27 protein-coding genes are annotated in these 23,794 nt (G+C 27.9%); all 27 read right to left on the bottom strand.

Annotated features, from left to right (window positions below; translation table 11 throughout):
* Positions 1 to 7: 7 nt before the first annotated feature.
* Positions 8 to 1,018: a deoxyguanosinetriphosphate triphosphohydrolase gene (locus tag ACU68U_RS00655; protein ID WP_446762517.1), complete on the bottom strand. Its 1,011-nt coding sequence runs from the start codon at positions 1,016 to 1,018 to the stop codon at positions 8 to 10.
* Positions 1,019 to 1,132: 114 nt separating this feature from the next.
* Entirely contained in the window at positions 1,133 to 3,160 is a 2,028-nt protein-coding gene (locus ACU68U_RS00660) for a bifunctional 4-hydroxy-3-methylbut-2-enyl diphosphate reductase/30S ribosomal protein S1 (protein ID WP_316102633.1), read from the bottom strand.
* A complete protein-coding gene (locus tag ACU68U_RS00665; RefSeq protein ID WP_446762518.1) occupies positions 3,160 to 3,729 on the bottom strand; it encodes a lysophospholipid acyltransferase family protein in 570 nt (189 codons plus the stop codon). The genes ACU68U_RS00660 and ACU68U_RS00665 overlap by 1 nt, the downstream gene beginning before the upstream one ends.
* The gene (cmk, locus tag ACU68U_RS00670; RefSeq protein WP_446762519.1) at positions 3,719 to 4,588 is read right to left on the bottom strand and encodes a (d)CMP kinase; all 870 of its coding nucleotides are present in this window, start codon (positions 4,586 to 4,588) and stop codon (positions 3,719 to 3,721) included. The genes ACU68U_RS00665 and cmk overlap by 11 nt, the downstream gene beginning before the upstream one ends.
* Positions 4,585 to 5,787, bottom strand: coding sequence for an NAD(P)/FAD-dependent oxidoreductase (locus tag ACU68U_RS00675; RefSeq protein WP_154272601.1), 1,203 nt, complete (start codon positions 5,785 to 5,787; stop codon positions 4,585 to 4,587). Before ACU68U_RS00675 ends, cmk begins: the two co-directional genes overlap by 4 nt.
* Complete coding sequence (locus ACU68U_RS00680; RefSeq protein WP_094207190.1) at positions 5,787 to 6,326, bottom strand: tRNA (mnm(5)s(2)U34)-methyltransferase; 540 nt, start codon at positions 6,324 to 6,326, stop codon at positions 5,787 to 5,789. Before ACU68U_RS00680 ends, ACU68U_RS00675 begins: the two co-directional genes overlap by 1 nt.
* Positions 6,316 to 6,663: a hypothetical protein gene (locus tag ACU68U_RS00685; protein WP_094208655.1), complete on the bottom strand. Its 348-nt coding sequence runs from the start codon at positions 6,661 to 6,663 to the stop codon at positions 6,316 to 6,318. Before ACU68U_RS00685 ends, ACU68U_RS00680 begins: the two co-directional genes overlap by 11 nt.
* A complete protein-coding gene (locus ACU68U_RS00690) occupies positions 6,650 to 7,366 on the bottom strand; it encodes a pseudouridine synthase (RefSeq protein WP_446762520.1) in 717 nt (238 codons plus the stop codon). The genes ACU68U_RS00685 and ACU68U_RS00690 overlap by 14 nt, the downstream gene beginning before the upstream one ends.
* On the bottom strand, positions 7,353 to 7,901 hold the full coding sequence (gene scpB / locus ACU68U_RS00695; RefSeq protein ID WP_154254274.1) for an SMC-Scp complex subunit ScpB: 549 nt from the start codon (positions 7,899 to 7,901) through the stop codon (positions 7,353 to 7,355). Before scpB ends, ACU68U_RS00690 begins: the two co-directional genes overlap by 14 nt.
* Before the next feature lie 2 nt (positions 7,902 to 7,903).
* The gene (locus ACU68U_RS00700) at positions 7,904 to 8,611 is read right to left on the bottom strand and encodes a segregation and condensation protein A (RefSeq protein ID WP_094207193.1); all 708 of its coding nucleotides are present in this window, start codon (positions 8,609 to 8,611) and stop codon (positions 7,904 to 7,906) included.
* Positions 8,608 to 9,216: a site-2 protease family protein gene (locus ACU68U_RS00705; protein ID WP_094207194.1), complete on the bottom strand. Its 609-nt coding sequence runs from the start codon at positions 9,214 to 9,216 to the stop codon at positions 8,608 to 8,610. The genes ACU68U_RS00700 and ACU68U_RS00705 overlap by 4 nt, the downstream gene beginning before the upstream one ends.
* On the bottom strand, positions 9,210 to 9,746 hold the full coding sequence (locus ACU68U_RS00710; RefSeq protein ID WP_094205744.1) for an NUDIX hydrolase: 537 nt from the start codon (positions 9,744 to 9,746) through the stop codon (positions 9,210 to 9,212). Before ACU68U_RS00710 ends, ACU68U_RS00705 begins: the two co-directional genes overlap by 7 nt.
* Positions 9,747 to 9,748: 2 nt before the next feature.
* Positions 9,749 to 11,446, bottom strand: coding sequence for a DNA repair protein RecN (gene recN, locus ACU68U_RS00715; RefSeq protein WP_446762521.1), 1,698 nt, complete (start codon positions 11,444 to 11,446; stop codon positions 9,749 to 9,751).
* Positions 11,447 to 11,450: 4 nt separating this feature from the next.
* Positions 11,451 to 11,903 carry an arginine repressor gene (locus ACU68U_RS00720; protein ID WP_002836519.1) on the bottom strand — a complete coding sequence of 151 codons (453 nt, stop codon included), beginning with the start codon at positions 11,901 to 11,903 and terminating at the stop codon, positions 11,451 to 11,453.
* 4 nt (positions 11,904 to 11,907) lie between these two features.
* On the bottom strand, positions 11,908 to 12,666 hold the full coding sequence (locus ACU68U_RS00725; RefSeq protein WP_094207197.1) for a TlyA family RNA methyltransferase: 759 nt from the start codon (positions 12,664 to 12,666) through the stop codon (positions 11,908 to 11,910).
* 1 nt (position 12,667) lies between these two features.
* Entirely contained in the window at positions 12,668 to 13,477 is an 810-nt protein-coding gene (locus ACU68U_RS00730; RefSeq protein WP_094207198.1) for a polyprenyl synthetase family protein, read from the bottom strand.
* Positions 13,470 to 13,706 carry an exodeoxyribonuclease VII small subunit gene (gene xseB, locus ACU68U_RS00735; RefSeq protein WP_002836523.1) on the bottom strand — a complete coding sequence of 79 codons (237 nt, stop codon included), beginning with the start codon at positions 13,704 to 13,706 and terminating at the stop codon, positions 13,470 to 13,472. Before xseB ends, ACU68U_RS00730 begins: the two co-directional genes overlap by 8 nt.
* On the bottom strand, positions 13,699 to 15,033 hold the full coding sequence (gene xseA / locus ACU68U_RS00740) for an exodeoxyribonuclease VII large subunit (protein WP_094207199.1): 1,335 nt from the start codon (positions 15,031 to 15,033) through the stop codon (positions 13,699 to 13,701). Before xseA ends, xseB begins: the two co-directional genes overlap by 8 nt.
* Positions 15,020 to 15,433, bottom strand: coding sequence for a transcription antitermination factor NusB (gene nusB / locus ACU68U_RS00745; protein ID WP_094205749.1), 414 nt, complete (start codon positions 15,431 to 15,433; stop codon positions 15,020 to 15,022). Before nusB ends, xseA begins: the two co-directional genes overlap by 14 nt.
* Positions 15,434 to 15,473: 40 nt before the next feature.
* The gene (locus ACU68U_RS00750; protein WP_002836527.1) at positions 15,474 to 15,806 is read right to left on the bottom strand and encodes an Asp23/Gls24 family envelope stress response protein; all 333 of its coding nucleotides are present in this window, start codon (positions 15,804 to 15,806) and stop codon (positions 15,474 to 15,476) included.
* Positions 15,807 to 15,856: 50 nt separating this feature from the next.
* Positions 15,857 to 17,011, bottom strand: a complete 1,155-nt coding sequence (ftsY, locus tag ACU68U_RS00755) for a signal recognition particle-docking protein FtsY (RefSeq protein WP_446762522.1) — start codon at positions 17,009 to 17,011, stop codon at positions 15,857 to 15,859.
* Positions 17,005 to 20,508, bottom strand: coding sequence for a chromosome segregation protein SMC (gene smc / locus ACU68U_RS00760; RefSeq protein ID WP_446762523.1), 3,504 nt, complete (start codon positions 20,506 to 20,508; stop codon positions 17,005 to 17,007). The genes ftsY and smc overlap by 7 nt, the downstream gene beginning before the upstream one ends.
* Positions 20,509 to 20,510: 2 nt before the next feature.
* A complete protein-coding gene (locus tag ACU68U_RS00765; protein ID WP_446762524.1) occupies positions 20,511 to 21,575 on the bottom strand; it encodes an elongator complex protein 3 in 1,065 nt (354 codons plus the stop codon).
* Complete coding sequence (gene rnc, locus ACU68U_RS00770; protein ID WP_094207204.1) at positions 21,568 to 22,284, bottom strand: ribonuclease III; 717 nt, start codon at positions 22,282 to 22,284, stop codon at positions 21,568 to 21,570. Before rnc ends, ACU68U_RS00765 begins: the two co-directional genes overlap by 8 nt.
* Positions 22,285 to 22,286: 2 nt before the next feature.
* Positions 22,287 to 22,523 (bottom strand): acyl carrier protein, encoded by a 237-nt coding sequence (locus ACU68U_RS00775; protein WP_094207205.1) that lies wholly within the window; start codon positions 22,521 to 22,523, stop codon positions 22,287 to 22,289.
* The gene (gene plsX, locus ACU68U_RS00780; RefSeq protein WP_446762525.1) at positions 22,516 to 23,487 is read right to left on the bottom strand and encodes a phosphate acyltransferase PlsX; all 972 of its coding nucleotides are present in this window, start codon (positions 23,485 to 23,487) and stop codon (positions 22,516 to 22,518) included. Before plsX ends, ACU68U_RS00775 begins: the two co-directional genes overlap by 8 nt.
* 95 nt (positions 23,488 to 23,582) lie before the next feature.
* Positions 23,583 to 23,771, bottom strand: a complete 189-nt coding sequence (gene rpmF / locus ACU68U_RS00785) for a 50S ribosomal protein L32 (RefSeq protein ID WP_002836538.1) — start codon at positions 23,769 to 23,771, stop codon at positions 23,583 to 23,585.
* Between the last annotated feature and the right edge of the window lie 23 nt (positions 23,772 to 23,794).

Below are 23,794 nucleotides of genomic sequence, written 5' to 3' on the forward strand. Positions count from 1 at the left end.
CCTATCTTTATATGCTCCAAGAATCTGGTATGAAAATTTCTTTAAAAGTTCTTTTTGCAAATGAATCGGTCATACCAGCGATATAATCTGTAACTATATCATCTTTGGTTTTATTTTGTAACTCAATATTATTGTAAATATCTGTGTGTGATTTTGGTAATCTACTGATATCTTCTAAATAGTAACTATATAGATTAGTTAGTACATATTCTACTTTTTTATCATCTTTTCTTACTATGTCGTTAAAATATACGTTCTTAAACATAAATGATCGCAAATCTTCCATTAGTCTGTAAGTTTTACCAGACATTTCAATGTGATTTTTGTCGAAACTATTTTCAACTAAATCATTCACTAAGAAATTAATTCTTTTTGAACCTCTATCTCCTAGTTTTTCTGTAATTTCTATAGGTAAATCACTATGTTTTATAATATTTGATCTAATAGAATCATCAATATCATGATTAATGTAGGCAATTCTATCTGAAAATTTAATAATTTGCCCTTCTAATGTATTTGCCTTATTGCTACCTGAATGATTCACTATTCCATCTAATGTTTGTTTCGTTAGATTAAGACCTATTCTAGAACTTGAATGTTCTAGATATTGGACAACATTAATGGATTGTTTATAATGTTTGAATCCTTTTGGATTAAGTTTATCTAATATCTTTTCACCTACATGCCCAAATGGTGTATGTCCCAAATCATGTCCCAAGCCTATTGCTTCTACTAAATCTTCGTTTAAACGTAAACACCTTGCAATAGTTCTAGCTATTTGGGTAACCTCTAATGTGTGGGTTAACCTTGTTCTATAATGGTCTTTTTCAGGATTTAAGTACACTTGTGTTTTATGCTTAAGTCTTCTAAAAGATTTTGAGTGAATAATTCTATCTCTGTCAATTTGAAACGGATTTCTTAAATTATCATTTGGTTCGGATTGAATTCTCTCAGCTTCATTTGATTTTGTAGCAAATTCACTATAATAATTTTCATATAATTTAAAATCTACATTCATATTAAATCACACCCTAATCTATATGTTTTATATACCCCAAAACACGGTGTATAATTCATAAATACATTAAAAAAAGCCAAACACCTGTTTGGCTTTTTGGATATAAAGTAGATTTTAGTTATCTTCTTCGATTTCTTTTAATTTTAAATCTAATAATGCACCTAAATCGCTGTTAATCAAAGTTTCTTCACTTGATTCTGGTTTAGTTTCTACTTTTTTAGGTTTAACTTTTTTAGGTCTTGGTTTTCTTTCTGGTTTTTCAGGTTTTGGTAATAAAGCTTTCATACTTAAAGCTATTCTTTTCTTTTCAGGATTGATTTCTAAGATTTTAACTTTAACTGTATCACCAATATTTAATTCATCTGATGGTTTATCAACGTGTTCATTTGAAATTTCAGAAACGTGAACTAAGCCTTCAATTCCTTCAGCTAATTTAACAAATGCACCAAAGTCAACTAAGTTTACAACTTCTCCTTCAATAACGTCTCCTTCGTGATTATTTTCAACGAAAGCGTCAAATGGTTTTTGTTGTAATTGTTTCAAGCCAAGTGAAATTCTGTTCTTTTCTCTATTAGCTTTAAGAACTAAAGTTTCGATTTCATCTCCAACTTTTAAAACATCTTCTGGTGATTCAATTCTATTCCAAGAAATATCTGAAATATGAAGTAAACCATCTACTCCACCTAAATCGATAAATGCACCAAAGTCTGTTAATCTTTGTACCTTACCAGTTATTGTTTCACCAACAGTTATGTTTTCCCAAGCCTTATCTTCAATTTCTTTTTGTTCTGCTTCTACAACAGCTCTGTGAGATAAAACTAAACGTCTCTTCTTTTCATCTATATTCAAAACTTTACATACCAAAGTTTCTCCTACATATTTAGATAAATCTTTTACAAAGTGAGTAGTTACTTGAGAACCTGGTATAAAAGCTCTTACATTATCAATTGTAGCTATTAAGCCGCCTTTTACTACTTGTGTTACTTTTGCTTCTACAGTTGAATCATTATCAAAACTAGAAACTAAATTCTTCCAGTTTTTAATTCCTTCAACTCTTTTTGTAGAAAGTACAACATTTCCTTCTCCGTCATCTAGCTTAATAACGTAAACTTCGATTTCGTCGCCTTGTTTGTACAAATCCTTAGGTAATTTACCTTCTTCTGTTGATAATTCGTCTAGTTTAATAATACCATCAGCCTTATAGCCAATATTAACCATGACTTCATCATCTGTTACATAAATAACTTCACCCTTTACGATTTCTTTTGGGTAAATCTTATTCATGCTTTCTTCTACTTGTTCCATAAAATCCTTGCTGTAATTATCCATTAAATTTACAACCTCCTCAATAATCCAAGCCGGTGTGGACGCACCAGCTGTAATACCTAATAATTTAGATTCAATAATACTATCATCGATACAAATATCCTTGTATGTCTCAATTCTTAAAACTTTTTTGCAATTTTGTTTTGCAATATCATACAATTTATTTGTGTTAGAACTATTCAAGCCACCAATCACAATCATACAATCGACATTCTTAGAAAGCTCTAAACAAGCCATTTGACGGCTTTTTGTAGCCCCACAAATAGTATTATCTATCACAACGTTAGTATTACCTCTTACTATTATATCAGAAATTTCCAAAAATTTCCTCTTTAAATTAGTAGTTTGTGAAATTACATATAATTTTTCACCTTTTATTTTTTTTGCCTCATCAATTGAGTTAACAACTTCAACATTATTTTCAACTTGTCCTTTCATCGCAATAATTTCCGGATGATTTGGATCTCCAATAATAATAATCTTGTAACCTTCTTCGTGTTTCTTATTTATTTTTTCATAAATTTTTAATAGTGATGGGCAAGTTAAATCTACTAATTTGTATCCATTATTTTTTATTTCTTCTTTTAATTTTAATGTTGCACCGTGAGATCTAATAAAAATCGTGGAGCCTTTCTCAGCTTGAGTATAATCGTCTATCTGTTTTATACCCAAAGCTTCTAGTCTTTTACATTCTTGTTCGTTATGGATAAGCTGACCCAAAGTATACTTTAATTTTGATGGGTCATTTTCAATTATCTCTATTGCTCTTTTAACTCCATAACAAAATCCCGCATTTTGTTGTACTATTATATTCATCAGTTCACCTTGTAAATATTTTCGTAAATAGCTTTGGTTATTTCTTTGTTTCTCATATCTTTTGAAACATCATCAAAGCTTGATATCTCTATTTTGTCTCTTACAAATACTTCTACTTTTGATCTGAACTTATAGTTAGAACTTATGAATACAGGGATAACATCTGCTCCTGCTCTTGACGCAATCATAGCAACTCCTGTTTTCATATTTTCTTCACTTACCGTTTTTACTCTTGTTCCTTCAGGAAATATTCCCAAAACTTCGTTGTCTTTTACAAGCTTGATAGCATCTTTTATCGTTTTAATATTTACATTATCTCTATCAACCGGAAAAGCTCCAAATTTGTTTAGTAAAAACCCTAGAAATTTATTATCAAATAATTCTTTTTTTGCCATAAAGCGTATGGGTCTATCAAAAATTATCGCTAATAAAATTGGATCCCATAAATTAATGTGATTGGCACAAATAATTAAAGGAGTTTCAGGTAGATTCGTATTTCCATGAACAACTAATTTGTATCTTATTTTAAATACTATTTTCAATAAAAATCTTGCAAATCTATAAAACATTTCTACCTCTAATTATCTCTATTATTTTTTCAACAACTTCATCAATATTCATATCATCAGAATTTATATAAATAGCATCTTCGGCTCGTTTCAAAGGAGCATATTTTCTATTTTTATCCTGTTCATCTCTTAATTTTATGTCTTTTAGAATCGTTTCATAAGATGAATCGTCTTTTTGTTCGTTAAATCTTCTTTTGGCTCTAACTTCTGGTGATGCATCCAAATAAAATTTGTAATCAGCATACTTTAATATGTTAGTACCAGCATCTCTTCCATCAATAATAATCGCTTTGTTATTAGCAATCTGTCTTTGAATTTCAACTAATCTTTCCCTTACAGAATAATATGTTGAAACTTTTGATGCTGCCATAGATACATCATTAGTTCTTATTTTATCTCTCAAGAATTCACCATTAACTTTAATCTTAGATGATTCAAATGTTATGTCCAAATTGTTCAATACATGCATGACCTCTTCTTCGTCTTCCAAATTTATATTTTTCTTCAAACAAAAATAAGCAAGAGAACGATACATTGATCCCGTATCCAAATATTCAATGTTTAATATATTTGAGATTAATTTACAAACTGTTGATTTACCAGATCCACTTGGTCCATCAACAGTAACAGAATATACGTCATTATTAATCAATTCAATATAAACATTATCATCGTCATTTTTTCTGAGCATTCTTGATGAGATCAAAATATTTTTATTTGTTTTAATTAATCTATCGTCGAAAATTTCTTTCATAACTCTAGGCGTCGATATCAATAATATGTCAAAATTTTTGTCTTTGATATATTCATTAATATCATCATAAAGTTTTGATTCATTTTCGTATTTGATTTTTTTCATATATTTATCCCCGCTAAATAACCCGTTGAAAAAGCAAATTGTAAGTTAAATCCTCCTGTAAAACCATCAACATCAATTACTTCTCCACAAAAATATAGGTCTTTTACAATTTTAGATTCCATTGTGCTTGGATCAATCTCATTAACATCGACTCCTCCCACACTAATTATTGCGTAATCAAGCTTTTCATTTGATACATAAGTAAAATCAAAACTTTTTAAAATTCTTCTTAAATTATCACGTTCATATTTTGTTATTTCATTTACTTTTTTATTTGGATTTATACTTGCAGATTTTAAAATTGGCAGTATTAATTTTTTGATTGTTATTTTACTTATAGCATTTTCAATTGTTTTGTTTTGATTTTCGCTGAAATCTCTTAAAATCCTATCATCAAGTTTTTGATCTGTCAATCCTGGTTTCAAATCTATCGATATTTTAATGTCACCATTTTTATTGCACAATATACTTGATAAAGTAAGTACTAAGGGACCTGAAATTCCTTTTCTTGTAAAAATCATTTCACCTATATCATCGTATATCAATTTCTTATTCAAATAACATTTTAGTCCGACGTTTTTAAGACTAACTCCCTCTAATTCTTCCACATTTTCTTTTAAAATAATTGCACTCAAACCAGGCTTCATTTCGTGGATAGTATGACCTAGCTTGGTTATTTGACTGTAAAGAGATCCATCTGAGCCGGTATTTGGATATGATTTACCTCCACAGGCTATGATAACTTTATCAAATCCATATTCATCACGGTTTGTAGTCAGATAAAATTTATTAGATTTGTAAATTTTGTTTACCTGCTCATTTAAGTGCAAATGTACATTTTTATCCTTCAATATTTTTTCAAATACTTTAATCACATCTGATGATTTATCACTCTGTGGAAAAACCCTATTTCCACGTTCGACTTTTGTTCTAAGACCATTTGAATTAAAAAAATTTATGACTTGTTCGTTAGTAAAGTCATAAAATGGGCTGTAACAAAAATATTTGTTTGTATTAATATTTTCAATTAATTCTTGTATATCACATGAATTGGTAATGTTGCATCTTCCTTTTCCGGTAATGAACAATTTCTTACCTATTTTTTCATTATGATCAAAAATATGAATTTCATATTCATCTTTAATGAAGCTTGCAGCCATTAATCCTGCTGCACCTGCTCCTATTATCGCTACATTCATTATTTAATCCTTTCAATTAAGCATACAAAAGGTGGATTGTTTATTTGATTTATAAAATCGTATCTAATAACATTGAATTCTTTTTGGTTTAATTTATGAAGATATGCGATTATGTTTATACTTTCTTCAAGTCCTGGCTTGTGCCCAGGATAGAAAGTAATAACAACTTGACCTTCTGTGCTTAGCACTTTCAAAAGTTTATCTAAAGTTTTAATTACAGTATCATAATCAGTAGTTATTTTTTTATCTCCACCTGGAAGGTATCCCAAATTAAACACCACAAAATCAATTTTCTGATTAATATATTTGTCAAAATTTAGATGAGAATCGTTAATAACTTTCAAGTTCTCAAATTTTCTAGAATTATCTATACAATCTTTTTGGATATCAAACCCATAAACTTCAATGGTTTCGTTTATGGATAACATTTTGTATGAATCGTTTCCGTTTCCAAATGTCATATCTAAACAAATTTTTGAAGTTGGAATTTTATCTTTCATCAATGATTCAACTAATGTTTTAGTATTGTTATAAATCATTACAGCTTCCCCTAAAAAGTAGATTAAAGTCTATTTTGCCTTGATTTTCAAAAAATGATTTTACTAAACCATTATTATCATAAAACTCTTCAATACCAAAATCTCTCAAATTCATCCCTATACTTTTTAGAAAAAATAACTTGTTAGAATTCTCCTCTTGTAATTGAAAATCTGCTATATTTGCTCTTTTACCTTCTGTCCTAATCAGAGAATACCCTTTTGGTTTTAAGTCGTCAATATATATAAAGCAAAAATCCCCTACAATTTCTTCTATTTTTAAGTTAAAATTTTTTAAAATTTCTTCGTCTTTGTTATTTGCAAGTCTAACTTCTATCATATTTACCTCTTATTAAGTCCAAATCTTTACTTTTTAACAGTACGTATTCTCCGCTTTTTAAATTATCGTCCATCTTGTAATTACCAATTTGAACCCTTTTCAAATCTAAAACCGGATGATTTATATAATCAAACATTCTTCTAATTTGTCTGTTCCTACCCTCATAAATAGTTACCATGTATTTTGTATTGTCTTTTACATTGGCAATAAATTCTATATTTGATTTTTTTAATTTATAACCATCTAATATTATTCCATTTTTTAATTCTTGTATTTTGTTTTTGGTTGGTTTACCTTTCACTAAAACCTCGTAAACTTTTTTATGCTCAAATTTAGGATGAGTTAATTCATAAGTTAGATCACCATCATTCGTTAATATTAATAATCCATGAGAATCCTTATCCAAACGACCAATTGGATAAACCCTTGTATTAGATTTAATTAAATCAACAATTTTTTTATCAGCGAATTTATCCTTAACTGTTGAAGTATATCCAACAGGTTTATTGATAGCAATATAAACTTTTTCTTCTTTTTTTCTAATTTTCTTACCTTCAACTTCAACAATGTCACCATCATTTACTTGATACGATAAATCTAAAAGTATTGTCCCGTTGACACAAACTTTTGAGTTTTTGATTAGTTCATCAGCCTTTCTTCTAGAACAATATCCACTTTGCGCGATTAACTTATTTATTCTCATTTTCTTTTTCCTTAATAAGTTTTTCTATTTCGTTTAATTTAGGAAGATCTTCCAAAGAATTAATATTAAAATAATACAAGAACTCATCTGTAGTTCCGTATAATATAGGTTTTCCGATTTTATCGAGTCTTCCGACTTCTTTTATTAGATTTTTTTTAGTTAAAGTGTCAATTGATGAACTAGATTTTACTCCCCTTATTTCATCAATTTCAATTCTTGTTATTGGTTGTCTGTAAGCTATAATCGATAAAACTTCCATGGTGGTATTAGTTAATCTTGTATTTTTATTTTTCACAAAAATTTCTTTTAAAAATTCGTAGTATTCTTTTTTCGTTTGAATTTGGTAGCTATCGTTGATGCATCTGATTTCCAGAGAAGTGTTTCTATATTCGTATTCTTTAATTAAATCATCGAGCATATTTCTAGTTTCTTTTTTGCCAAGGTTTATAGCTTCAGATATTGAAGAAATATCTAATGGTTCACCCCATAAGAAAAGTAAAGATTCAATTTTATTTCGAATAATTTTATCTTCCATAATTACCTCATTAATATTTCCGTATTACCCTCATTTTTTACAACTTTTAGTATGTTTGATTTTAATAATTCTAGTAAAGCTAAAAAAACAGATATAACTTCATTTCTATTGGTCTTTTTGGATAAAAAATATGAAAAACTATATTTGTTATTTTTTTCTACCTTCCACAATATATCTTCAATACAATCTTCAATCTTATATTCTTCTGCTTCTATAATTTCTGTTTCTTCAATGACAATTCTATTATCTACCTTATTTAATATTTCTAACAAAGTTTCAGATAATAAATTAATGTCAGGAACAATCAAATTTTCTTTTTCAGATTGATAAACCGATAAATCCTCTTGAATTTTTCTAAAATGTTTCGATGAGATGTTTTCTAATTCAATCAATTGTTTAGAGATTTCTTTAAATTTTTTATATTCTATTAATCGTTGTTTAATTAAATCTTCATCTATCTGATCATCTTCATCAAAATCATTTTTGGGTAATAATTTTTTTGATTTTATATATAACAAAGTAGAAGCTAAGTAAATGAAATCAGTCAAATCTTTAGTAGAATGATTTTTCAAATTCTCAACTTCTTCAATGAATTTATTTGTAATTTTTGCTAAATCAACATTTTCTATATCAATTTTTTCTTTTTCAACCAAATTTAATAAAAGATCCATTGGACCGTTGAATTCTTCAGTTTCAATAATTAAACTCATAGTGCAATTGCTAACCTTAAAAACTTATCAATTATAAATGATGTTATAGGCGTTAAAACTTTACCCAACACACCTGAAAATATTAATATAAGCAATATAAAATAAGTGTATTTTTCATATTTTGCCATAAAATCTAAAAATTTTCCTGGGAAAAAAGCAGTTATAACCTTAGAACCATCTAAAGGTGGAACGGGTATTAAGTTAAATACAGCAAAATACACATTGTATACAATAAATAAACTCAAAATTTCTGATACTACAGGATTTACATGAGAAAATTTAACATATAAAAACGAAAATATAAGTCCTAAAATTAAATTTACTGTAACTCCTGCAATTGAAACCAAGAACATCCCTAAATGTCTGTTCCTAAAATTGTATGAGTTAATTGGAACTGGCTTTGCCCAACCAAACTTGAATAAAATCAAACTAATTGCACCTAATGGATCAATGTGATCAATAGGATTGAAGCTTAATCTACCCATGCTTTTAGCCGTATTATCACCCATCCAGTAAGCAACATAACCATGAGCAAGTTCATGGAGAACAATAGTTGGAAGTAATACAAGTATAATTATAATATAATGATTTATCGTTTCTAGCATTTACTCACATTCCTTAAAAAATATAGAATTCCCATAATTGTCTTCCCGTCAACAATAGCTCCGTCCTCTATCATTTGCATTAATTTTTCTTGTTCGATGAGTTCTATATTTAAAAATTCGTCATCATCTGCTTCTAGTTCGTCTCTGAATAATTCTTCAGCCAAAAAGAAACTTACTTTTTCATCACTAAAACCTGGAGAAGAATATGCATCGAACAGATAAGTTAAATTTTTGCAATTATAACCTATTTCTTCTCTCATTTCTCTTATCGCTGCATCTTTTGGTGTTTCGTTGTGTTCAATTAATCCTGCTGGTAATTCCATTAGTTGTTGGTCAATAGCTTTTCTATATTGACTAACGAAAAATAATTTATTATCTTTTACTGCGATTATGCACACAGCGTTTGCGTGCTCTACAATTTCTCTTTTGGAGTATTTTCTATTTGGAAGTTCAACCGTATCTAATCTGAGGTTTAAAATTCTTCCCTCATATATCATTTCACTCTTTATAGTTTTTTCTTCATAATCCATAATTATCTCCTATCATTTTTTAATTCATTTGCTTGATTGATCATTAATTTTGCTTGTTCAATTGTAGTTTCTGTGATGTTTATTCCACCGATCAATCTAGAAATTTCATTTACCTTTTCTTCAGGAGTTAATACTTTTAAAATTGATTTTGTTTCGTTATTACAATCAATCTTTTCAATTAAAATGTGATTATCGCTCAATGAAGCTATTTGAGGTAAATGACTTATTGAAATCACTTGCTTATCTTTTGATAAATCAATAAGTTTTTCACCTACTACCAATGCCGTCCTACCACTAATTCCAGTATCAATTTCGTCAAAAATAAGAGTATTGATATCTTCAAAATCTGATATAACTGACTTAAATCCAAGCATAATACGTGAAATTTCTCCACCAGATGCAATAGATGCCATTGGTTTTAAATCTTGTCCTAGATTTGTTTTAATTAGAAAATCCAATGAATCATAACCTTTTTCATTGAAATCAGAAAGCTTTTCAAATTTGACCTGAAAATCAGCATGTTTCATATTCAAATCTTTTAGATTTTGAACAATCAATTTTTCTAATTTAGAAACAATTTTTTTTCTAATTTTATGAAGTCTATCTGATAATTCAATCCCCTTCTGCTTGTCTGAATCAATTAATTTCTTGAATTTTCTTTTATTTTCTGTAATTTCATTCAGTTCTTTAAGTCTACGTTCCAAATCTTTTCTAAATGAAATTATATCATCAATAGATTTTCCGTATTTTCTCTTTAAATTTGTAATTATTGCTATTTTATTTTCTAAATCATTTAGTTTGAACTCATCTTGATAAATGCTTGATGAATATGAACTAATCCTTGAGAACAAGTCGTCCATCTCATAATAAATCTTATCCAAATCTTGCTTAAAAGAATTCACTTCATTATCAAACTCACAGATTGAGTCCATTTTGCTTAAAACAATATTAAACATAGTGTTTATATCTTGTTCATTGTAGTTTTCATCCGAATACATGTTTAATATTTCACCGATATTATTTTTAATCAAATTAACATTCGATAATTTATTATATTCATTTTCAAGTTCTTCTTCATCCAAGTTCTCAAGATCTATTTGTGATATTTCTTCAATTTGATAATTTATTATATCGAGTTGTCTATCCTTTTCTTCGTTTGAAATATTAAAACTCTTGTACGCTTTTTTGTATTCTGCAATATTATTGAGAATTTCCCTTAACTCAGTTTTGATTTTAAAAGTTTCTTCCTTATCAAAAGAATCAATTAAATCTAGATAAAAATCCTTGTTCAATAGTGATTGAGTTCCATTTTGTCCATGAATGTCAACAAATTTACTCATTAATTCATTTAGTGTGTTAAGCGTGATTGATCTATTGTTTAATTTATTTATACTTTTTAAATTAGTATCTACAATTCTTGAAATTATTATTACTCCATCTTCAACATTGTATCCCATGTCTTCTAAAAATTTAATTTTAGAATTATCAGCTATTGTAAATGTCGCTTCAACAATAGTTTTTTTTGAAGAATCTCTGATAAAACTTTTGTTAAATCTTTGTCCTAGAAGAAGTTCAAAAGCTTCTATCAAAATTGATTTTCCTGAACCAGTTTCCCCAGTTATGATATTAAGTCCATCTGTAAAATCGACATTGATTTTGTCAATTATCGCAAAATTTTCTATATAAAGAGAATTTAACATTTTTTTACCTGATGATTGATTTGATTTCTGAAACTAATTTTTCCAATCCAGATTTATCTTCAACAGTTATATAAATAGTATCATTACCTGTTAGAATTCCTGCTATATTGTCTAATTTAGCGTTGGTAATTGCCATACCACATACTGTTGCAGTGTGAGATATTGTTTTAATAATTACCATATCTTCATTATGCTTGATAGTCAACACAGCAGATCTGAAAATCTTATCTAATCTTTCGTTTAATGAATCGTGTACAGTGTCAATTATTGCATAATGATATTCGCCTTCTCTAGTTTGAACTTTTGATATTCTTAATTCTTTTATATCTCTAGAAATAGTAGCTTGTGTAGCTCTAACTCCATGAGCTTCTAAATAGTCAGAAAGTTCTTCCTGAGTTCTTATTTCATTTTCTTCTATTAAGTCTAGAATTAATCTTTGTCTTGTGTATTTTTTCATATTTCTACCTCAATTTATTAAATGCTGTCTCCACAACATCCTTGAATTTTATATTTTTATTATCTAAAGTCGTAATATGGATTAAATACTCTATATTTCCACTCTTACCTTTTATTGGACTATGTGTCATCTCAGAAATATACAATCCTTCATCATTTAGATAATTATTAATATCATTTATTATAGATAAATGTTCCTTTTTATTATTAATTATATGATTTTTTGTTTTTAATTCAAACTGCGGCTTTATCAAAAATATCATTTCGCCATTATTTTTTAGCATTTTAACGGCATTTGGAATAATCATTTTCAATGATATAAAAGATACATCGCATACTATAAAATCAAATCTCGGATACTCATCTACATTAATATTTCGAAAATTAGTATTTTCGAATAATTTAACCCTGCTATCATGTCTGAGTTCGTCAACCATTTGATTATTGCCAACATCAATAGCATAGACTTCTTTTGCATTATTTTTTAATAAAACCTGAGTAAATCCACCAGTAGATGAGCCTATATCTAGGCATAAATCATGCTTACCTATGTTAAATACCTCAAAAGCTTTTAAAAGCTTCAGAGCGCCTCTTCCCACATATTCAATGTGTTCTTTCACTTCAACTTCATCAGAATTTATCTCAAGTGATGGTTTCTTTACTAAATTACCCTGATAATAAACTAATTCATTCTCAATCAGAGATTTTGCCTTTGTTCTAGAAGATGCAAAGTTTTTTTCGCACAAATACAAATCAATTCTCATATTAATATTTCCTGTCCAACAGTTTATTTGTAATTTCAATTAAAGGTTGAGAATTATCGATATCTTTAATACAATCTATAGCTTTATCAGAGTACTGATTTGCATCTTCAATGCCTTTTTCTTTTCCAAAAATAGTGACATAAGTTTTTTTATTAATTTTTACATCATTTTCATAATCCATAATGTCATCAATTATTTGAAAAGCCATTCCTAGATTAAAAGCATAATCTTCTAGTTTTAATAATATATTATCGTCAACTTTACTTAAAATTCCAGCAGATACAGTAGCTGCTTTAAGTAAATTACACGTTTTTTTATCGTAAATTTCAATAATATTTTTTTCAGAAATCTCACTGTCAATATCCAAAAGTTGACCTTTTATCATGCCAAAACAACCTGATTTCTTTACGATATAATTTGCACACTTTGCGTCAATTTCGTTCTTAATCGATTCAGATAATACTTCAAATGAATAATTTAAAAGTGCATCCCCTACTAAAACTGCAATATCTTCTCCGTATTTTTTATGCACTGTTAACTTTCCTCTTCTATATTCGTCATTATCCATACATTCTAAATCATCATGCACTAATGAATAATTGTGAATTAATTCTATGGCAATAGCGTAATTTACAGATTCAGTTATCGATTCATTAAACATTTGATAAGTTAACAAAAACAAAAGTGGCCTTAATCTTTTTGCACCATCGTCAACAATGGTGTATTGCATAGCTTCGCCAATTTTATCATCGGAAAATTTTAAGTCTTTTAATGAAGTGTTTATTAAATTTATAATTTCCTTACTATTCATTATCATCACTTAAAAGCATGTTTATTTGAAAATCTTCTTCTTTGTTATCTTTAATCAAAGTCATTTTTCCTTCTTGTTCTTTCAAAATAGAACTTAATCTCTTGTGAAGCTTCATGCCTTCTTCGTATAATTTTATATTTTCTTCAAGACTCAGCTCTCTGTCTTCCAACTTTTCAACGATGTCACTTAGTCTTTTTAATCCTTCATCGTATTCTCTATATTCATTCATTGAATTTCTCCTTATTTTGAACAGTTGTATCAAGTTTACCATCTTTCATAATTAAGACAATTTTTTCGTTCTCCATAACATCATCAATAGATGAAATACTCTTATCATTCTTTAATACTTTTGCATATCCATTCTCTAAAATTGTACTTGGATTCAGATGCAATAAGTTATTTTTATATGAGTCTAAAATCAATTCTTTGTAATTAATATTTGAAATCAAATTTTTAATCATTGTTATTCGAATTTTATTTAGTTTTTCGATTTCTAAAGATAATAGCTTATCAGGTTTCAACAGATTTAATTTGTGGTAAATATTTAATTCTTCATTGAACTTATCTTCCAAATTTTTCTTATAAGCTTTTTTTAAGCTATCCTTCAAAAGTTGAAGATTATCCATGTGTTCTTTAATAATGTTTTTGGGGCCTAAAAATTCCAACTGCTTACCATAATACTCTAATTCTTGATTTTCATCTTCAAATCTTCTCATCAAAATTCTATTAATTTTAGCGTAACTTTCCTGTAAAAAATATTTTAATTCATCAAAATCAGCAGTGGCTAGCTCAGCAGCTGCTGTTGGAGTAGATGCTCTTAAATCAGCTACAAAATCAGAAAGCATAAAGTCATTTTCATGACCAACGGCGCTTATGATAGGGGTTTTTGAATTATAAATAGTTTTTAAAAGATTTTCATCATTAAATGAATTTAAATCCTCAAAACTTCCACCGCCTCTTCCTACTATAAGAGTATCTAGATTTTGCTCATCCATATATTTAATGCCTTGTATAATAGATTCTGACGATTGTTCTCCTTGAACAACACAATGATATATCAAAATATCGCAAATAGGATATCTTCTCTTTATTGTTCTGCAAATATCATTCACGGCCGCTCCTGTAGAAGATGTAATCACGCCAATAGCTTTAGGATATTTAGTTATGCATTTTTTGGTTGATTCCGAAAAAAAGCCTTCCTGTTCAAGCTTTTCTTTTAACTCTAAATACTTTTGAAAAAGGTCTCCAGTGCCTGATTTCTTACATTCTTTTACAAGAAGTTGATAAGTGCTTGATCCTTGATATGTTGTTATACTTCCTCTTAGTTGAACTTTGTCTCCATCTTTTAAGTTTATAGTTTTTGCAAGAGACATTGTTTTAAAAATCATACAAGAAATCAATGCTTTTTCATCTTTTAATCTAAAATAAACATGTCCTGAAATATTTTTATTAAAATTTGAAATCTCACCTTCTATCCACACATTTGATAAAATTGGATCTTTCTTCAAAGTATTTTGAATATAATCAGAGATCTCTTTAACACTATAAACTTGCATTTTCTTTTCTCTTTAATACAGAGCCTAATATGCCGTTGATAAAACTGTATGATTTTTCTGTAGAATATTCTTTCGCTAATTCAACGGCTTCATTAATTGCAACACTATCTGGAGTGCTTTCCACGTATAGAATTTCGCAAACACCAACTTGTAAAATCGATAAATCTAATTTGTTAATTCTGTCCAAGTTCCATTGTTTTGTGTTATTTTCTATAATATTTACTATGTCATCAATATGTTCAATAAAATTTAATACAATTTCTTTGAAAAATACTATATCATTTTTATTAATATTCTGATATTTACAAAATTCTTCAATTCTATTTTTATCGTAATCTCCATTCATATTCATTTCATAGATTAATTGCATTGCGCTTTTTCTAGATTGTCTTCTTGACATATTTCCTCCAAGAAAATAACCCTCTGATAAGAGGGTTACATTAAATACTTATTTTCTCACAAACAACATCTACATTTATGACAACTAACCCAGTCATCATGCCGATATTTTCTTTTATTTTCTTTTGCACCTTATAGCATACATCCTTGATGTTATAATCAGAATCTACTTCAATATGGGCTCTTACATTTACAGCATTGTCAAGAATTTCAATGATTACTGATTTTTGAGCTCCTTTTTGTATATTTACTTTTTCTGATTGTGGTGTCATAATAGCTTTTACACCTTCAACTTCCATGCAAGCTTCTGCTGCAATAAGTGAAATTATGTCATTAGAGATCTTAACAGATCCGTTATTAAATTTATTATCCATGTTATTCCTCCACACACAAATTTTATCAAAAAATGAAAAAAAATTCAATTTTAATTTATTATTGCTTCTATAAATTTTTCTGGTTCAAACTTAACCAAATCATTAACCTGTTCGCCAATTCCAATGAATTTTACTGGAATTCCCAATTCCATTTCAAGTGGAAATATCATTCCACCTTTAGCTGTACCATCTAGTTTTGTAATTATAGCACCTGTTAAATCAGTTGCATTCATAAATTCTTTTGCTTGAATAATAGCATTTTGTCCAGTTGTGCCATCTACAATTAATAAAATTTCTTTTTTAGCTTCCGGATATTCTTTTTCAATAACTCTCTTTATTTTATTCAATTCATTCATTAAATTCTTCTTATTATGAAGCCTTCCAGCTGTATCGCAAATTAATATATCTGCATCTCTACTTTTCATAGCACTAACTCCATCAAAAACAACACTAGCTGGGTCAGAACCTTCTTTGTGACTAATAATGTCAACTTTAGCTCTATTTGCCCATTCAGTAAGCTGCTCTATAGCCGCTGCTCTAAAAGTATCGGCAGCAACCATCAAAACTTTTTTCCCATCTTTTTTGAATTTCATGGCTAATTTACCAATCGTAGTAGTTTTTCCTACACCATTTACACCGACTACTAAAATAATAGTTTTATCATCTACATTTAAATTATTGTCGATCTTATCATTAATTATATTTTCTTTTAAAATATCAGCCAAAACATTTTTTATTTCACTTGGATCTTGAATGTTATTAAGTTTTACTTTATCTCTCAATTGAGCAACAATCTTTAATGTTGTTTCAACACCAATGTCAGCGGAAATCAAAGTTTCTTCAATTTCTTCGAATAATTCTTCATCAACCGTTCTATAATTGGCTAAAACTTGATCAATCTTATTAGAAATATTGTCACGAGTTTTAAGTAATGAATTCTTTAATTTTTCAAAAAATCCTTCCTTATTTTCTTCTTTATCTTCGATAATTTCTTCAGATTGTTCTTGGTATTTTTCGTTATCAGTTTCAGACTTTTCATTCTTTTCTTCAACGACTTTTTCAGCATCATTAACTTCTTCGCTTATTTCTATATTTTCATTGGATTGACTAATTTCTAATTCTTCTTGTTGCAAATCTTCTTCTGTATTTTTTGTTTCTTCGTCATATTTTTTAGACTTAAACTTATCAAAGAACTTATTTAGCATATCTCTCTCCTATCTACATCTAATTTAATCATTTTAGATATTCCATCTTTTTCCATACTTATTCCATATAATATGTTAGCTATCTCCATTGTACTTTTTCTATGTGTAATAATAATGAATTGAGTTTTTTCTTTAAATTTAATTAAATATTCTTTGTATCTCTTAATATTTATTTCATCTAAAGCAGCATCTATTTCGTCTAATATACAAAAAGAAGATGGTCTTGTCTCAAAAATCGCAAAAAGCAACGCTACCGCTGTCAACGACCTTTCTCCACCAGACAACAAGTTTAGACTTTGAAGTTTTTTTCCAGGTGGTTGAGCAGTTATTTCAATTCCAGAACTTAGAACATCATCTTCGGTCAATTTAAGACTTGCATATCCTCCATTAAAAAGTTGTTTAAAAATCGCAATAAATTTTGTATTTATTTCTTCAAATTTTTTGGTGAATACTTCTTTCATTTCTCTATTAAGCTTATTAATAGCGCTCATGATATCTGCCCTGGATTCAATTAAATCATTTTTACTCTTAGTCATAAAATCAAATTCTTTTTTAACTGATTCATATTCTTGAATACTATCTACAGAAAAAGAACCTATATTTCTTAAATCATTGATAATTTTATTGATTTCTTTCTGACTAATTTTAATATCAGAATTAGATTCTATTGTGTCGATATTAATATCATAGAGCTCATTAATATCTATTTTAATATTATTTAACTTCTCTGTTGTATTTAAAGCCTTTTCGATTAATGAGTTATTGCTAATTTCTATTTTTTGAACACTAGCATTTGAATCATATATTGATTGCTCAATCTTTGTTAACTCTGATTTAAATTCATTCATATTGGACTTCATATATAAAATTTCATTATTTAGCCCAGAAATAATATCATCATAATCAACAGTTTTAGATTTTATATCATTTTTATGGCTTTTGTATTTAGAAATACTTTTATGAATTTCATCAATTTTAACTGAATTAACTTTAAAGTTATCTTCCAAATATTCTTTTCTGATTTTTGCATCATTTAACTGATTATTAAATATATTTAAATCCCTTTGTACAGAAGAGTATTCAGATTTTAAACTAATTATATTCATTTTTTCCGAATTATATTGTTCTTGTAATTTCTCAATTTCAACACTTAATTCTTTTAAAACATTTTCTAATTCTACAATTTGATTTTTTAAATCAGTTTCTTGTAAATCATTGGCTTCACTTTGTATAGTATTTGAATTTAACTTATTATCAAAATCACTAATACTAGACCTCAAATATTTAATCTCAAACTGTTTGTCTTTTATGTTGATATTACAAGCATCCTTTTCAGTTCTTAATTTTACAATCTTATCTTCAATAATTTCTAAATCGGATTTGTTTTGATTAACAATATCAATATTTTCTTCGTATATTTTTTTCAAATCGTTGTATTCATTAACACAGTTTTTATACAAATTTTCAACAGAATTTAAACTATTTTTTGTTGATAGTATTGAGTAATTGGAAGGCTTTTTATATCCACCTACCATTGAACCCCAACTATTAATGATATCACCATCTAATGTAACTATTCTATAGTTTTTGTATTTCGAACTTACGTTAATAGCATCTTCCATATTTTGAGTGACAAGTGTTTTCTGTGCAAAATAATCTACAATATCCCTAAATTTTTCATCAGATTTTATAAATTCATTTAAATGTCCAAGTACCAATTTATCTTTTACATAATCATAATTTCTAGATTTTATTTTATTTAATGGTAAAAAAGTAAGTCTTCCTATCTTATTTGACTTTAAAAAATTAATTAATTCCTTACCATCATTTTCATTGCTGACAATTATATTTTGAAACGCTGATGACATTATTGCATCAACAGATTTCTCATACTGCTTTTCTACACTGATTAAATCCCCAAGTGTCCCTATTACTTTATCTTGTAAACTAGGATTTAACTTTTTAAAAAAGTTTTGAACTGTAAAATTGTATCCTTCGTGATTATCTATAGTATTTTTCAAAAACATATATTTATTTTTGTTAGTTATGGATTCTTCTTTTAAGTTGGATAATTTGTCTCTTAAATTAATTAAAGCTTTCTCTTTATCATTTATAATGCTAGAAATTCGTTCTTTATCTTTATCTAAATTATCCAAATGTTTGTCATAATCACTTAGCGTTTCTTCTAAATTTCGTAATGCTTCTACTAATTGATTTAATTTGAATTCAGATTCTTCTTTTTGCTTTTTTACCTCTGATATTTCTTTCAACCTTTCTTGTTCGATAGCATCACGTGAAGATTTTTCTATAATATGTTGTGTATAAATTGACTGTAATTTATTTAATTTTTCTGATTTCTTATCGCTCAATTCTTTTTTAATGTTAAGTTCATCTTCAGAATCATCAATATTCATTTTTTCTAAATTTGAATTTATTTCTTCAAGCTTTTTCTCAGAGTTTTTTATTGTATTTTGTAAATTATCAATTTTTGATGTTAAATTTTTAATTTCTGATGAATAATTCTCGTTTTCTTTTGTTAATCTCTCTAATTCAGTGTTGCTATTTTTAAGTCTTTCATCATTCAATTGAATATCTGATTCATTTTTTATTTTTTGATTCTTAATATCAGCTAAATTAGAGATTTTTAATTCCGTATCGATATCTATTTTATTGATGCTTTTTAATAAATCATTTCTTTTATTTTCAAATCTTACAAGTTTTGATTTTAAGTCAATCAAACTTTTATCATTATTTTCTTTTTTCTCAATGACATCACTTAGTGTAATAGAAAGTTTTTCTATATCCAATAAAGCTTTTTGAATTTCCATTTCCTTTAGTTTTTCTTCCAGAACAATTCCTTTTTTAGCTTTTTTACTTTCTTTTTCTAAATATTTTAATCTATCAACTTGTGAAATCAATATATCTTCAATTCTTAGTAAATTTTCATTAGTTTGTTCAAGTTTCTTAACACTTTGTTCTTTAATGTATTTTTGTTTGGAAATTCCAGATGCTTCTTCAAATAATTCTCTTCTATCTTCACTTTTTGATGACAGAATTTCGTCGATTTTACCTTGACCTATTACAGAATATCCTTCTTTTCCGATTCCAGTATTTAAAAACAATTCCTTGACATCTTTTAGGCGAACTTGGTTCTTATTGATGTAATACTCACTTTCACCAGTACGGAAAACTCTTCTTGTTACTGTAATTTCTTGATAATCAATGTCTTTCCATAAGTCATTTTCGAATGTTATGGAAACTTGTGCAAAGTTAACAGGTTTTTCCTTCTGAGTTCCAGCAAAAATAACATCTTGCATTTTATTTCCACGGAGATTTTTTGCTGATTGTTCACCTAAAACCCATAAAATAGCATCAGAAATATTTGACTTTCCGCTACCATTTGGCCCAACAATTGCTGTTATGGGATTATCAAAATTCAATTTTATTTTATCTTTAAAGGACTTAAAACCTTGTATTTCAACTGATTTTAATCCCACAGCTACACCTCTTTTTCAATGTTTTTAAAAATATTTTCTAAATTAATATCAATTTTATTGATATGATCTAACAATAAGAAGTTATTATTAGAATTAGAATATTTTATTGTTTTTAATCCATATTTTTCTTTAAAATATTTTTTGTTTTCCCCATTATAGCCGACAAAATTATTCAAAATATTTGGTTTGGCATGTATTTCAAGTGTTTCAAGATTATCATTTTTCAAAACATAATCTACCACTTTTCTATACAAATTATCTTCTACCAATTGTCTATAATTTGGATGAATTGCCCCTGCAACTACATCTTCGCCTTGTTTTATATTTTCTGTATTTAATAGACCTAATCTAATAACTAGAATGTTAGCGTTTATAAATTTCAAATATATTTTGGTACAATTTTCGACCGAATCGTGCAAATTTTCCGGACTATATTTATTAATTTTGGTAAAAGATTCAAGCATAGTATTCTTTATAACTAAAGTTGGATATATCCTGATAAAATCAGGTTGTAACTTGATTAATTCATCTGCAGTATATAAGTCCATCTCTGGGGTTGATTTGTATAAGCCTGTCATCATTTGGAGCCCTAAACTAAATCCCATAGATTTTATCAGCTCAGTAGATGTTTTAACACACTGACTATCGTGACATCTTAAATTTGAATCTAATACACTATCTACCATAGATTGAACACCTAACTCTATAGTTTCTACGTTAAATTCCTTAAGAATATTTAAAATGTGTTTGTCAATATAATCAGGTCTTGTAGAAATTCTAATCGATCGAACTTTACCGTCTTCAATGAATTCATTTGCTATTTTTAAATAGTCTATCATAGCTGTTTCTTCAATTCCTGTAAATGATCCCCCGTAAAAAGCTATTTGAATATCTTCTTGACTTTTATTAGGAAAATTTGCAAGTTGATTTTTTATTTCATTTCTTATTTCATCTTTTTTAACAACTTCGATATAATTTGTAATTTTGCGTTGATTACAGAAAATGCAATCATTTGGACATCCTAAATGAGGAATGAACAATGATACAATGTAATTTTTCTTACTCATTTATTACCCTTAATCTAATCAAGGCGTTTCTAGCAGCATCTTGTTCTGCATGTTTTTTTGAAGAGCCAAATCCAGATCCTATAACCAAGTTACCCTCATAAACATCAACATAGAATTTCTTGTCGTGATCTGGACCTTCTTCTTTAACAATCTTGTACTTTAATTTATCTCTTGAATTTTTTTGATTATTTTCCTGTAACATAGTCTTATAGTCAATAAAACTAGACTTTGTTTCTATTTCAGCTATGAATAGACTTTTAAACTTATTTTCTACAATTTTAAAAGCCGATTCATAACCAGAATCCAAATATATTGCACCAAAAACTGCTTCGAAAGTATCAGCAAGTACACTAGGTTTTTCACTGCCACCTGAAATAAATTCACCGTGACCCATCATTAAATATTTTCCTAATTCTAAATACTTGGCCATATTTGAGAAAGATTTTTCACATACCATTTGACTTCTAATCTTTGTCATAGCACCTTCTTTTAACGAAGATTTACTATTATACAAGAAGTCACTAACAATTAGATCCAAGACTGCATCTCCTAAAAATTCCAATCTTTCGTTTGAAATATCTTTATATGATTTGTTTTCATTTCCGTATGAGCTATGAAAAAAAGCCAGGTTTAACAGATTAATATCTGTAAACCTGTAATCTAATTTTTCTTCTAGGTCATGTAGCATTTCAATTCTAGCTTTGTCCACAACTATTTTCCTTGTGCCCTTTCAATTTCATTAACTACATCTTCTACATTTTTTAACTCAGATAACTTTTCGTCATCAAGTTCTATATCAAATTCTTCTTCTACATCCATTACGATTTCCAATAAGCGTACTGAATCCGCTTTAAGATCTTCTACAAATCTTGTTTTTTCGTCTATATCGTCTCTATTAAATTCCTTTTTTAAGCCTTCAACAACTTTTTCATAAATTTCTTTATTCATTTGCTAACTCCTTTTTTAATTTATCAGTAACATCTTCTTCAACGAATTTTATCAGCGTTAAAATCCCAGACATAATAGCGTCCCTGTTAGATGAGCCATGAGCTTTAAACACCGGCTTCTTAGTTCCTAGAAATGGTGCAGATCCAACACTGTTATAATCAATACCTGTACTCATTGATTTAATCATAGGAATAATAGCTTGTTGAGATTTTTCATCAAGCTTAGATAATTTTGACTTAGCTAAAGTTTTAATAAACTCAACGGAACCTTCTATTGTTTTCAGAAGAATATTTCCTGAAAAACCATCAGTTACCACGACATCAAAATCACCTTTCAAAACATCTCTTGCTTCAACATTACCTTTAAAATAAGGATATTTTGATAAATTCTTGTATGTTTCTAATCTTAATGAATCTCCCTTATGTTCTTCGACTCCAATATTTAATAGACCTACTTTGCAATCCTCTTTTCCTAAAATATTTTTGGAATAAACATATCCCATTTTTGCAAATTGTTCTAATAAATCAGAAGTGACATCAACATTAGCTCCAACATCTAATACTACCACATCACCCTTTAAGCTAGGTACTGTAACCATCAAACAAGGTCTAGATACATTATCAAGTCTTCTAGTTATAAGTGTAGCCCCTGTTAATAAAGCACCAGTAGAGCCTGTCGATAAGAACCCATCGTAATCTTCGTTTAATAAATCAAAACATTTTCTCATACTAGAATCTTTTTTCGATCTTATCGCTTTCGTTGGTGATTCATTATTTTCAATGGTTTCTGTAGCATTTACAAAATCTATTTTGTCTTCAAATCTTTTATTTACAATATTTCTATTTTCTTCTTCATTTCCTACTATCGTCAAGTTAAAATCTTTTTGTTCAAGAGCCATTATAGCCCCTTCTATTAATTCTGATGCTCCTTTATCGGAACCCAAAGTATCTAATAAAATTTTCATACTTCACCTCTAGTATATTCTATCACAATATTGTATGTTATAACATCAAACAAATAAAAAAGCCGCTTAATAATAATTAAGCGGCTCTCTTTTCATTAATTTTGTTCTGAATTATCTACAACTTGTTTTCCATCGTAATACCCACATTCTTTACATACTCTGTGAGGTAATTTTGGAGATCCACAATTAGGACATGTAGTTATAGTAACTCTTGGTAATTTATACGAAGAAGCTCTTCTTTTATCTCTTCTAGTTTTAGAAGTTTTTCTCTTTGGTACTGCCATGCTACACCTCCTTAAGGACTTTA

The sequence above is a fragment of the Finegoldia sp. P3-F-LR genome (assembly GCF_052932165.1).